Origin of the sequence: Streptomyces flavofungini (assembly GCF_041028215.1) — a bacterium.
In the GTDB taxonomy this organism is placed as follows: domain Bacteria; phylum Actinomycetota; class Actinomycetes; order Streptomycetales; family Streptomycetaceae; genus Streptomyces; species Streptomyces flavofungini_B.
On record NZ_JASKYR010000201.1, the window covers coordinates 1 to 11335 of the forward strand.

An 11335-nucleotide genomic window follows, 5' to 3' on the forward strand; every position below is an offset into this window, starting at 1 on the left:
GCTAACAGGGGCGCTTGCGGAGTTCCATCACGTAGTCGTGCGGCGCGCCCGCCGACTCCGCCGCGTCCGCGMGCTMCCYSRGGKAGCKCGCGGAGGGGAGGCCGCCCTCGTAGCCGTTGAGCACGTACACCCAGGCGGGTTCCTCGGCCTCCAGGGTGTGCACGCGGACCCGCATCCTGCGGTAGATGTCCATGCCCACGCCCTCCCACCGGTCCATGGAGTCCTCGTCCATGGGGGCGATGTCGTAGAGCGTGACGAAGACCTGCGAGCGGGGCGCCTCCACGATCGTGGCCAGCGCGCCCTCCCATCCCATGTGCTCCCCGCCGAAGGTGAGCCGCCAGCCGTTCAGCCAGCCGGTCGCGCGCAGCGGTGAGTGCGGGGCGCGGCGTGACATGAGCCGCGGATCCAGATTGCCGGCGTACGCGGCGTAGAGCGACATGAGGACGAGGGTACGGCAGCAATCAAGTACGTCACTCCCGCGACGTGGGGAGGGCCGCCCCGGAGGCCGCCGCACCGAACGGAGGCCCCCGGCGCGTGCGCACCTTGAAGCGTGCGGGACAATGGAGTACGTGACTCGGATCGTGATCATTGGCGGCGGACCCGGCGGCTACGAGGCGGCACTGGTGGCCGCCCAGCTCGGCGCGGAGGTGACCGTCGTCGACTGCGACGGTCTGGGCGGGGCGTCGGTCCTTACCGACTGCGTGCCGTCGAAGACCCTGATCGCGACGGCCGAGGTGATGACCACCTTCGACTCCTCGTACGAGGAGCTCGGCATCATCGTCGCGGACGACACCCCGCACATCGACACCCCGGCCCGGGTCGTCGGCGTGGACCTGGGGAAGGTCAACCGCCGCGTGAAGCGCCTCGCGCTCGCCCAGTCCCACGACATCACCGCGTCCGTCACGCGTGCGGGCGCGCGCGTGCTGCGCGGCCGGGGACGGCTGGAGGGGCAGCAGGAGGCCGACGGGTCGCGGAAGGTCGTCGTGCGCGCGGCCGACGGGACCGAGGAGACCCTCGTCGCCGACGCCGTCCTGATCGCCACCGGCGGCCACCCGCGCGAGGTCCCGGACGCCCAGCCCGACGGCGAGCGCATCCTGAACTGGACCCAGGTCTACGACCTCGACGAGCTGCCCGAGGAGCTCATCGTGGTCGGCTCGGGTGTGACCGGCGCCGAGTTCGCGGGTGCCTACCAGGCGCTCGGGTCGAACGTCACGCTCGTGTCGAGCCGTGACCGTGTGCTCCCCGGCGAGGACCCGGACGCCGCCGCGGTCCTGGAGGACGTCTTCCGGCGGCGCGGCATGAACGTCATGTCCCGTTCGCGCGCCGCCTCCGCCAAGCGCGTGGGCGACCGGGTCGAGGTCACGCTCGCCGACGGACGCGTCATCTCCGGCACGCACTGCCTGATGGCCGTCGGCGCCATCCCCAACAGCAGCGGCATGGGCCTGGAGGAGGCCGGGGTCCGGCTCAAGGAGTCCGGGCACATCTGGACCGACAAGGTGTCGCGCACGTCCGCCCCCGGTGTGTACGCCGCCGGTGACGTGACCGGGATCTTCGCGCTCGCCTCCGTCGCCGCCATGCAGGGGCGCATCGCGATGTACCACTTCCTGGGCGACGCCGTGCAGCCGCTGAACCTGAAGACCGTCTCGTCGAACGTCTTCACCGACCCCGAGATCGCGACCGTCGGCTACAGCCAGGCCGATGTCGACGCGGGCAAGATCGACGCCCGGGTGGTCAAGCTGCCGCTGCTGCGCAATCCGCGTGCGAAGATGCAGGGCATCCGCGACGGATTCGTCAAGATCTTCTGCCGCCCCGGCACGGGGATCGTGGTCGGCGGTGTGGTGGTCGCTCCGCGTGCTTCGGAACTGATCCATCCCATCTCGATCGCGGTCGACAATAATCTTACGGTCGAGCAGATCGCGAATGCGTTCACCGTGTACCCATCGCTTTCGGGGTCGATCGCCGAGGTGGCACGGCAACTCCACACCCGCAAGACGGCCGGAGACAGCTGACCGAAACGGCGGCTTGAAACAACTCTCCGCAGGTCACGCACTGTTGCTACCCATTCGCCCGGCATAGGCACAGGGAGTAGGCAGCTATACCACCTCCCACCCTGCCGTGCGAACAACTTCTGTAATTCGGCGCATACTGCTGAAAGCAGACGGTCGTTGGGGTTACTGTCAGTTTCGTGTTCGCTGCAGAACGTCGCCAATTGATCCTCGAAATGGTGCGGGCCAACGGAGCGGTGTCGCTCCGTGAGCTCGCCCGCGTCGTCCAGACCTCCGAAGTGACCGTACGGCGGGACGTGCGCGCGCTGGAGGCAGAAGGACTCCTCGACCGCCGGCATGGCGGTGCGGTATTGCCGGGCGGATTCACGCGGGAGTCCGGCTTTCCGCAGAAATCACATCTCGCGACCGCCGAGAAGACGGCCATCGCCGATCTCGCGGCGGGCCTCGTCGAAGAGGGCGAAGCCATCGTCGTCGGGGCCGGTACGACCACGCAGGAGCTGGCCCGACGGCTCGCGCGGGTCCCCGGTCTCACCGTGGTCACCAATTCCCTTCTGGTGGCCCAGGCGTTGGCCCATGCCAACCGTGTCGAGGTCGTCATGACCGGCGGCACACTGCGTGGTTCGAACTACGCGCTCGTGGGCAGCGGGGCCGAGCAGTCCCTCCAGGGGCTGCGCGTCTCCCGGGCGTTCCTCTCGGGCAGTGGTCTGACCGCCGAGCGCGGCCTCTCCACGTCCAACATGCTCTCCGCGAGCGTGGACCGCGCACTGGTGCAGGCGGCGGCCGAGGTCGTGGTCCTCGCCGACCACACCAAGCTCGGCACCGACACCATGTTCCAGACGGTGCCGACCGACGTGATCACGCGTCTGGTCACGGACGAGCCGCCCGCGCACGACGACCGCGCGGCCACGGAACTGCAGGCCCTGGCCGACCAGGGCGTACAGATCGCGGTCACGGGCGGCTCCGCCGGCCCTGAGGCCGGGCCCGGTGCCGACTCCGTCCCGGCCGGACGCCAGCCGCGCCGGGACGTGCCCCTGCCGGGTCAGCGGCGCAATCACGGGGCGGGCCCAGGCCAGCAGTTGCGCAGCGCACTCCTCGGGGAGCAGCCGCCGGGGGAGCGTGCCGCGCGCGTCGCGGACATGCGCCGACGCTGAGCCCGCGCGGCGCGGGCCGTCGGGGGTGGGGCGGTGTCAGACCGCCGCCCGGCCCTCGGCCCGCAGTCCGCGCAGGGTCAGGGTGAGCAGGCGGTCGGCCAACTCCGGGTCGTCCGGGGTCTCCTCGGCCGCCAGCGAGATCGCGTTGGTGAGCTGGAGCAGGTCGGCGATGGAGACGTCGGGCCGCACGGCCCCCGCCTCCTGCGCGCGGGCGAGCAGCGCCGCGCCCGCCTCACGCATGGGCCTGCTGCACCGGGCCAGCGCCGAAGTGTCGTCGTGCGACGCCGACATGAGGGCGCTGGACAGGCCGCGGTACTCACCCGCATGAGTGACGATGGCTCGCAGCCATGTCACCAGGGCCGAGCAGGGGTGCGGGTCGTCGAGGAGCGCGTGCGAGCGGGCCAGGAGGTCGCGTACGGCGTCCTCCCACACCGCGCTCATCAGCGCGTGGCGGTTGGGGAAGTGCCGGTAGAGCGTGCCGATGCCGACGCCCGCGCGGCGCGCCACGTCCTCCAGGGACGTGCCGGTGCCGTTCTCGGCGAACGCGGCCCTCGCCTCGCCGAGCAGCCGGTCGTAGTTCCGGCGCGCGTCGGCCCGCATCGTTCTGGCCTGGGGGCCTGCGCTGGCCTGGGGGCCTGTGGCGGTGGTCATGATCCCCCGCACCTCCGATCGGTCATCGGGTTCCCAGCATGCCACCGCTCGCGGGGGCGCGGTGAGGGCGGTCCTCGCTCGCGGGGTCCTGGCTCGGTCTGTCACCGGCTTCGCCGAGTTCGTCCTCAATCGCCGGACGGGCTGGAGACCACCGGCCGGAACGAGCCCGGACCCGGGCTGAACGTGTTCAGCCCGGGTCCGGGATGTCTCAGCCCCTCCGGCGATCGAGGAGCGGGGTCCGGGGCGGAGCCCCGGGGGTGTTCAGGGATGTCGCTGGGTCAGTCCTTGATCTCGCAGATCACCGCGCCGGAGGTCAGGCTCGCGCCGATCTCCGCCGTCAGGCCCTTGATCGTGCCCGAGCGGTGGGCGTTGAGGGGCTGCTCCATCTTCATGGCCTCCAGGACGACGACGAGGTCGCCCTCCTGGACTTCCTGGCCCTCTTCGACCGCGATCTTGACGATGGTGCCCTGCATGGGCGAGGCCAGGGTGTCGCCGGAGGCGGCGGGCCCGGACTTCTTCGCCGCGCGCCGCTTGGGGCGGGCGCCGCCCGCCGCCGCGGTGCGCGCGATCGTCATGCCCAGCGAGGAGGGCAGCGAGACCTCAAGGCGCTTGCCGCCGACCTCCACGACCACCGTCTCGCGGCCCGGCTCCTCCTCCGCCTCGGCGTCCGCCGCGGGCGCGGTGAAGGCCGGGATCTCGTTGACGAACTCGGTCTCGATCCACCGGGTGTGCACGGTGAACGGGTCGCTGGAGCCGGTCAGTTCCGGGGCGAAGGCCGGGTCGGTCACCACCGCGCGGTGGAAGGGGAGGGCGGTGGCCATGCCCTCCACGGTGAACTCCGCCAGCGCCCGGGCGGCGCGCTGGAGCGCCTGCTCACGCGAGGCGCCGGTCACGATCAGCTTGGCCAGCAGCGAGTCCCAGGCCGGGCCGATCACACTGCCGGACTCCACGCCCGCGTCCAGCCGCACGCCGGGGCCGGACGGCGGCGCGAAGGTGCTCACCGTGCCCGGGGCGGGCAGGAAGTTGCGGCCCGGGTCCTCGCCGTTGATGCGGAACTCGAAGGAGTGTCCGCGCATCGGCGGGTCGTCGTAGCCCAGTTCCTCGCCGTCGGCGATGCGGAACATCTCCCGGACCAGGTCGATGCCGGTGACCTCCTCGGTGACCGGGTGCTCCACCTGGAGGCGGGTGTTGACCTCCAGGAAGGAGATCGTGCCGTCCGTGCCGACGAGGAACTCCACGGTTCCGGCGCCCACGTAACCGGCCTCCTTGAGGATGGCCTTGGACGCGGCGTACAGCTCGGCGTTCTGCTCGGCCGTCAGGAACGGCGCGGGCGCCTCCTCGACGAGCTTCTGGTGGCGGCGCTGCAGCGAGCAGTCCCGGGTGGAGACCACCACCACATTGCCGTGCTTGTCGGCCAGGCACTGGGTCTCCACGTGCCGGGGCTTGTCCAGGTAGCGCTCCACGAAGCACTCGCCGCGGCCGAAGGCGGCCACCGCCTCGCGCACCGCGGAGTCATACAGCTCCGGCACCTCTTCCAGGGTGCGGGCCACCTTCAGGCCGCGCCCGCCGCCGCCGAAGGCGGCCTTGATGGCGATCGGCAGGCCGTTCTCCCGGGCGAAGGCGACGACCTCCTCGGCCCCGGAGACCGGGTCGGGGGTGCCCGCCACCAGCGGGGCCCCGGCGCGCTGCGCGATGTGCCGGGCGGCGACCTTGTCGCCCAGGTCGCGGATGGCCTGCGGCGGCGGGCCGATCCAGTTCAGGCCCGCGTCGATGACGGCCTGCGCGAAGTCGGCGTTCTCCGAAAGGAAGCCGTAGCCGGGATGGACCGCGTCCGCCCCCGCGTCCTTGGCCGCGGCCAGCACCTTGGAGATGTCCAGGTAGCTGGTGGCCGGAGTGTCACCGCCCAGCGCGAACGCCTCATCGGCCGCCCGGACATGCAGAGCGTCCCGGTCAGGATCTGCGTAGACGGCTACGCTCGCGATCCCCGCGTCCCGGCATGCCCGGGCAACGCGGACAGCGATTTCGCCACGGTTGGCGATGAGCACCTTGCGCACGATGGCTCCCTCCTTGAAACAAGCCGAGTTTAGGGACTGTGGACACGGCCTTACGACCCGTCCCCAAGGGTGAGCTTGCCCACACGGAGTGTGATGCGACGTCCGCTCGGTCCGCGAAAACCCTTGTCCTACCACGGTAGCCAGGGTCCCTTCCCGGCAGCCTAGCCCGCTGATGTGGTCAAGGTCTCTGTGAACCAGCGCTGCGGCAGGGGCGCTTTCTTTGTGGAGTACCTACGAATGGCCCAATGATTCTTTGCCTTGGGCGCAGCTCTTGTCCCGTCGTTTACCGGTTAGTAGCGTGCGCGGTGATCGGACGTACCAGGGGTAACAGCAGAGCGGAAGTGGGTGGGGCGCCGTGGCGCGCAGACCGGTGGCCTGGCTTGGCGCGATCGTTCTCCTCGTGGAGGCGGTCGGCATCGCGCTCCTGAACTGGTTCCTCGGCATGGTCGTCGACAAGCAGGACATGTCCCTCGCGGGCCTCGATCCGCACGCGATGACCGTGTCGACCTGGATCGCCGGAGCCGTCTTCGCCGGTTATCTCGCGCTCTGCGCGTTCGTGCTGGCCCGCGCCGCCGCCAGGGACCGCGCGCCGGGCACCTTCGGGCGGGTGCTCCTGATCGCCTGCGCGGTCGTGCACGGCGTGCTCGGCGCGTTCAGCGTGGGCCTGGTGGGCTGGCCCGCGTTCGTCTTCATGATGGTCGCGCTGGGCCTGATCGTGCTGCCGCTCGTCGCGTACGACAGGGCGGGCCGCCCTACGCCCACAACTGCGTGACGCTGACGCCCAGTTGCCCGAGGAGGCGGCGCAGCAGCGGCAGGGAGAGGCCGATGACGTTGCCGTGGTCGCCCTCGATGCCCTCGATGAACGGGGCCGAGCGGCCGTCCAGGGTGAACGCCCCGGCCACGTGCAGCGGTTCGCCGCTCGCCACGTACGCGGCGATCTCCTCGTCGGAGGGGTCGCCGAAGCGGACGACCGTCGAGGCCGTCGCCGAGGCGTACGTTTCGGCGACCGTGTCGCGGACGCAGTGGCCCGTCTGGAGGACGCCCGCGCGCCCGCGCATGGACTTCCAGCGGGCGGTCGCCTCCTCGGCGTCGGCGGGTTTGCCGAGCGCCTGTCCGTCCAGTTCGAGGACGGAGTCGCAGCCGATCACCAGGGCGCCCCGCGCCTCCGGCCGCGCGGCGACCACGGAGGCCTTGGCCTCGGCGAGGGCCAGCGCGAGCTCGGCGGGGGTCGGCGCGGTGACCTTGTCCTCGTCGAAGCCGCTGACGATGACCTCGGGGGCGAAGCCCGCCTGCCGCAGCAGACCGAGGCGCGCGGGCGACTGCGAGGCGAGGACGAGACGACGGGGCCGGCCCTGACGGGACTGATCACTCATGCGGCCAGCGTAGCGAGAAGCGCGGGGGCACTCAGCGCAGGCCGAGCACGAACATCGCCACGACCATGGCGAGGGCGAGGACGAGACCCGCACGGCGCATCTTGGCCTGCATGTCCCGCATGTCCTCGGGCGGGTTGTTCTCCGGGTCTGACCACAGCATGACGTCGATGGTGCGGCCGGCCGGGCCGGGGCGCCTGAGTACGCGTACTCAACTTCCCCGGCCCGGTCGCGGTCCGGGCGGCCGCGGAGGACGCGGCCACGAGGTGCTACGAGGGCCAGTACGTGCGGCCCCAGGACGTGGGACCCGGTGCCGGGAGCCGGTCCCTGGCCACGCGGGCGGGGTCGGCCCAGGAGTCGGGCGGCATGGGCGCGCCGGACGGCTGGTTCGCCACCGCCGCGGCGCGCGCCTGGACCACCGCGAGTGCGGCGGCCAGCTCCTCGGGGGTCGGGTTGCCCCGAACGACCTTGATCACGAATCCTCCTCGGGGGATCGCGGCTTGCGGGGGCTCATGGGTGCCTACAGCGGGATGTTGCCGTGCTTCTTCGGCGGCAGCGATTCCCGCTTCGTGCGGAGCTGACGCAGGCCGCGCACGAGATGGGAGCGGGTGTCCGAGGGCATCACGACGGCGTCGATGTAGCCGCGCTCGGCCGCGGTGTAGGGGTTGAGCAGGGCGTCCTCGTACTCCTGGATCAGCTTGGCCCGCGTGGCCTCCTGGTCCTCGGCCGCGGCGATGGTGCGGCGGTGCAGGACGTTGACCGCGCCCTGCGCGCCCATGACGGCGATCTGCGCGGTCGGCCAGGCGAGGTTCAGGTCGGCGCCCAGGTGCTTGGAGCCCATGACGTCGTACGCCCCGCCGAAGGCCTTGCGGGTGATGATCGTGATCAGCGGCACGGTGGCCTCGGCGTACGCGTAGATCAGCTTGGCGCCGCGGCGGATGATGCCCGTGTGCTCCTGCTCGACGCCCGGCAGGAAGCCCGGCACGTCGACGAAGGTGACGACCGGCACGTTGAACGCGTCGCAGGTGCGCACGAACCGCGCGGCCTTCTCCGAGGCGTCGATGTCCAGGCACCCGGCGAACTGGAGAGGCTGGTTGGCGACGATGCCCACCGGATGGCCCTCGACGCGCCCGAAGCCGGTGAGGATGTTCGGCGCGAAGAGCGGCTGCGTCTCGAAGAACTCCGCGTCGTCCAGGACGTGCTCGATCACGGTGTGCATGTCGTACGGCTGGTTCGCGCTGTCCGGGATCAGCGTGTCCAGGGCCCGGTCCTCGTCGGTGAGGGCGAGATCGGCCTCCTCGGGGAACGCGGGCGGCTCGCTGAGGTTGTTCGAAGGCAGGTACGAAAGCAGCGACTTGACGTACTCGATGGCGTCCTTCTCGTCGCCCGCCATGTGGTGGGCCACGCCCGAGGTCGCGTTGTGCGTACGGGCGCCGCCCAGCTCCTCGAAGCCGACGTCCTCGCCCGTGACGGTCTTGATCACGTCGGGCCCGGTGATGAACATGTGCGAGGTCTGGTCGACCATGACCGTGAAGTCGGTGATCGCGGGTGAGTAGACGGCGCCGCCCGCGCACGGCCCCACGACCAGGCTGATCTGCGGGATGACGCCCGAGGCGTGGGTGTTGCGGCGGAAGATCTCGCCGTACATGCCGAGGGCCATGACGCCCTCCTGGATGCGGGCGCCGCCGGAGTCGTTGATGCCGATGACCGGGCAGCCGGTCTTCAGGGCGAAGTCCATGACCTTGACGATCTTCTGGCCGAAGACCTCGCCGAGGGCGCCGCCGAAGACGGTGAAGTCCTGCGAGAACACCGCCACGGGACGGCCGTCGACGGTGCCGTATCCGGTCACGACGCCGTCGCCGTAGGGCCGGTTGCCCTCCAGGCCGAACTGGGTCGAGCGGTGCTGGGCGAACTCGTCGAACTCGACGAAGGAGCCCTCGTCGAGCAGCAGCTCGACCCGCTCGCGCGCCGTCAACTTCCCCTTGGCGTGCTGCTTCTCGACCGCGCGGGCCGACCCCGCGTGTGTCGCCTCCTCGATGCGGCGCTGGAGGTCCGCGAGCTTGCCGGCGGTCGTGTGGATGTCGATCTCGGACATAGGGATGCGGCTCCCTGCCTGCTCAAAGGTGCGTATGGCGGCTTACGGCTGGCTACTGACCCGTAGCGTATCGGCGCGGATACCGTTCGGCAGTGCGGCGTTTACCACACCTAGGGTGGCTTGCATGACGCCGCCAGATGCTCAAGACAACCGCTGGTCCGACCTCGGACGCCCGCCGCTGAACGCCGCCTCCCTGCGCCGGGCCATGGTGCGCGAGGGCGGTCTGTGGACCTCCCTGGAGGTGGTGCCCGCCACCGGGTCCACCAACACCGACCTCGCGGCACGGGCCGACGACCTCGCCGAGGGAGCGGTGCTCGTCGCCGAGGAGCAGAGCGCGGGCCGGGGCCGCCTCGACCGGCGGTGGTCCGCGCCCGCCCGCTCGGGGCTCTTCTTCTCCGTGCTGCTCAAGCCCGCCGACGTGCCGGTCGAGCGGTGGGGCTGGCTGCCGCTGCTCACCGGTGTGGCCGTCGCCACCGGGCTCTCCCGGGCCGCGGGGATCGACACGGCACTCAAGTGGCCCAACGACCTCCTGGTCACCGTGGGTGACGAGGAGCGCAAGGCGGGCGGCATCCTCGCCGAGCGTGCCTGGAGCGGCTCCGGCGGCGGCGTGGTCGTCGGCGTCGGCCTCAACGTCACCCTGCGTGAGGACGAGCTGCCGGTGCCGACGGCCGGGTCGCTCGCCCTCGCCGGGGCGCCGACGACCGACCGCGATCCGCTGCTGCGGGCCGTGCTGCGCTCCCTGGAGCAGTGGTACGGGGACTGGCGCGCGGCGGGCGGCGACCCACGGGCCTCGCGGCTCCAGGAGACGTACGCGGCGGGCTGCGCCACGCTCGGCCGCCGGGTCCGGGCGGAGCTGCCGGGGGACCGCTCGCTGGTGGGCGAGGCGGTCGCGGTCGACGGTGAGGGCCGCCTCGTCCTCGCCACCGGGGCCGGGGTGCAGGAGCCGGTCGGGGCGGGCGACATCGTGCATCTGCGGGCGGCCGGGTGACGGGCGCTCCCAGGCGTCCGGGGGCGCCCGGCCCCGCTCGGGCGCCCGGCGCACCCCCGGCCGGGGGAACGGGTCACGGGAGTCGGGAGTGAGCTGCGGCACACCTGCCGTAAAGTTGACGCCGGTCGATACCTGAGAGTCTGTGTCGTGGCTCCGGCCCCGAGACAGACTCTGACCGCGGCAGATCGGAAGGGCAGCAGGCGTGACCGTCGACGACACGGGCTCCGGCGCGGGCGCGGAGCGTGGCCCCGACGACGGGCCGGGCGGCGCGGCCGGCGTTCCCGAGGTGCATGACGTGGACGAGAAGGAGGACGGCGAGTCCGCGAAGGACCCCCTCGCCCTCCGGCTCGAACAGCTCATCCTCGGCGCGGACCGCCGCTACACCCCCTTCCAGGCGGCCCGCAGCGCGGGCGTCTCCATGGAGCTCGCCTCCCGCTTCTGGCGGGCCATGGGCTTCCCCGACATCGGCCAGGCCAAGGCGCTCACCGAGGCCGACGTCCTCGCCCTGCGCCGCCTTGCGGGCCTCGTCGAGGCGGGTCTGCTGAGCGAGGCCATGGCGGTGCAGGTGGCCCGGTCCACGGGGCAGACCACCGCGCGGCTCGCCGAGTGGCAGATCGACTCCTTCCTTGAGGGGCTCACCGAGCCGCCCGAGCCCGGCATGACCCGTACGGAAGTCACGTATCCCCTGGTGGAGCTGCTCCTGCCGGAGCTGGAGGAGTTCATCGTCTACGTCTGGCGCCGCCAGCTCGCCGCCGCCACCGGGCGCGTCGTGCAGGCCGCCGACGACGAGGAGATGGTCGACCGGCGGCTCGCCGTGGGCTTCGCCGACCTGGTCGGCTTCACGCGGCTGACCCGGCGCATGGAGGAGGAGGAGCTCGGTGAGCTGGTCGAGGCCTTCGAGACCACGGCCGCCGACCTCGTCGCCGCGCACGGCGGACGGCTCATCAAGACCCTCGGCGACGAGGTCCTCTACGCAGCCGACGACGCGGGCGTCGCCGCGGAGATCGCCCTGCGCCTGAT

The 11335-nt window shown here is 71.7% G+C and carries 11 protein-coding genes and 1 pseudogene; 5 read left to right on the forward strand and 7 right to left on the reverse strand.

Features of this window, described 5'->3' with window-relative positions:
• Position 1 precedes the first annotated feature (1 nt).
• Positions 2 to 439, reverse strand: a pseudogene (locus AB8Z36_RS16150) (gamma-glutamylcyclotransferase).
• Positions 440 to 560: 121 nt separating this feature from the next.
• Here AB8Z36_RS16150 and AB8Z36_RS16155 point away from each other — a divergent pair.
• A complete protein-coding gene (locus AB8Z36_RS16155) occupies positions 561 to 2009 on the forward strand; it encodes an NAD(P)H-quinone dehydrogenase (protein WP_369214003.1) in 1449 nt (482 codons plus the stop codon).
• A gap of 176 nt (positions 2010 to 2185) precedes the next feature.
• The gene (locus tag AB8Z36_RS16160) at positions 2186 to 3157 is read left to right on the forward strand and encodes a DeoR/GlpR family DNA-binding transcription regulator (RefSeq protein ID WP_369214004.1); all 972 of its coding nucleotides are present in this window, start codon (positions 2186 to 2188) and stop codon (positions 3155 to 3157) included.
• A 36-nt stretch (positions 3158 to 3193) separates the two neighbouring features.
• On the opposite strand, the gene AB8Z36_RS16165 is transcribed toward AB8Z36_RS16160, so the two are convergent.
• Positions 3194 to 3808, reverse strand: a complete 615-nt coding sequence (locus tag AB8Z36_RS16165) for a TetR/AcrR family transcriptional regulator (protein ID WP_369214005.1) — start codon at positions 3806 to 3808, stop codon at positions 3194 to 3196.
• Positions 3809 to 4086: 278 nt separating this feature from the next.
• Positions 4087 to 5862 carry an acetyl/propionyl/methylcrotonyl-CoA carboxylase subunit alpha gene (locus tag AB8Z36_RS16170; protein WP_369214006.1) on the reverse strand — a complete coding sequence of 592 codons (1776 nt, stop codon included), beginning with the start codon at positions 5860 to 5862 and terminating at the stop codon, positions 4087 to 4089.
• A gap of 355 nt (positions 5863 to 6217) precedes the next feature.
• Between AB8Z36_RS16170 and AB8Z36_RS16175 the strand changes: the two genes are divergently transcribed.
• Positions 6218 to 6634, forward strand: coding sequence for a hypothetical protein (locus AB8Z36_RS16175; protein WP_369214007.1), 417 nt, complete (start codon positions 6218 to 6220; stop codon positions 6632 to 6634).
• On the opposite strand, the gene AB8Z36_RS16180 is transcribed toward AB8Z36_RS16175, so the two are convergent.
• The 4 genes from AB8Z36_RS16180 to AB8Z36_RS16195 all read right to left on the reverse strand — a co-directional run bounded on the left by AB8Z36_RS16180 (position 6615) and on the right by AB8Z36_RS16195 (position 9327).
• On the reverse strand, positions 6615 to 7235 hold the full coding sequence (locus tag AB8Z36_RS16180; RefSeq protein ID WP_369214008.1) for a nucleoside triphosphate pyrophosphatase: 621 nt from the start codon (positions 7233 to 7235) through the stop codon (positions 6615 to 6617). The genes AB8Z36_RS16175 and AB8Z36_RS16180 overlap by 20 nt on opposite strands.
• A 31-nt stretch (positions 7236 to 7266) precedes the next feature.
• Entirely contained in the window at positions 7267 to 7395 is a 129-nt protein-coding gene (mmpB, locus tag AB8Z36_RS16185; RefSeq protein ID WP_369214009.1) for a morphogenic membrane protein MmpB, read from the reverse strand.
• A 106-nt stretch (positions 7396 to 7501) separates the two neighbouring features.
• Entirely contained in the window at positions 7502 to 7708 is a 207-nt protein-coding gene (locus AB8Z36_RS16190) for an acyl-CoA carboxylase subunit epsilon (protein ID WP_369214010.1), read from the reverse strand.
• 44 nt (positions 7709 to 7752) lie between these two features.
• Positions 7753 to 9327 carry an acyl-CoA carboxylase subunit beta gene (locus AB8Z36_RS16195; RefSeq protein ID WP_369214011.1) on the reverse strand — a complete coding sequence of 525 codons (1575 nt, stop codon included), beginning with the start codon at positions 9325 to 9327 and terminating at the stop codon, positions 7753 to 7755.
• A gap of 124 nt (positions 9328 to 9451) precedes the next feature.
• Here AB8Z36_RS16195 and AB8Z36_RS16200 point away from each other — a divergent pair, with 124 nt between their 5' ends.
• Together AB8Z36_RS16200 and AB8Z36_RS16205 are read left to right on the forward strand one after the other, a co-directional pair.
• On the forward strand, positions 9452 to 10315 hold the full coding sequence (locus AB8Z36_RS16200) for a biotin--[acetyl-CoA-carboxylase] ligase (protein ID WP_369214012.1): 864 nt from the start codon (positions 9452 to 9454) through the stop codon (positions 10313 to 10315).
• Positions 10316 to 10517: 202 nt separating this feature from the next.
• A partial coding sequence (locus AB8Z36_RS16205) for an adenylate cyclase regulatory domain-containing protein (RefSeq protein ID WP_369214013.1) occupies positions 10518 to 11335 on the forward strand: 818 nt, incomplete at its 3' end.

Coding starts and splice junctions, on each gene's coding strand:
- mmpB (WP_369214009.1), bottom strand. CDS start 7,395: ATGCTGTGGTCAGACCCGGAGAACAACCCGCCCGAGGACATGCGGGAC.
- AB8Z36_RS16155 (WP_369214003.1), top strand. CDS start 561: ATGGAGTACGTGACTCGGATCGTGATCATTGGCGGCGGACCCGGCGGC.
- AB8Z36_RS16180 (WP_369214008.1), bottom strand. CDS start 7,235: ATGAGTGATCAGTCCCGTCAGGGCCGGCCCCGTCGTCTCGTCCTCGCC.
- AB8Z36_RS16165 (WP_369214005.1), bottom strand. CDS start 3,808: ATGACCACCGCCACAGGCCCCCAGGCCAGCGCAGGCCCCCAGGCCAGA.
- AB8Z36_RS16200 (WP_369214012.1), top strand. CDS start 9,452: ATGACGCCGCCAGATGCTCAAGACAACCGCTGGTCCGACCTCGGACGC.
- AB8Z36_RS16195 (WP_369214011.1), bottom strand. CDS start 9,327: ATGTCCGAGATCGACATCCACACGACCGCCGGCAAGCTCGCGGACCTC.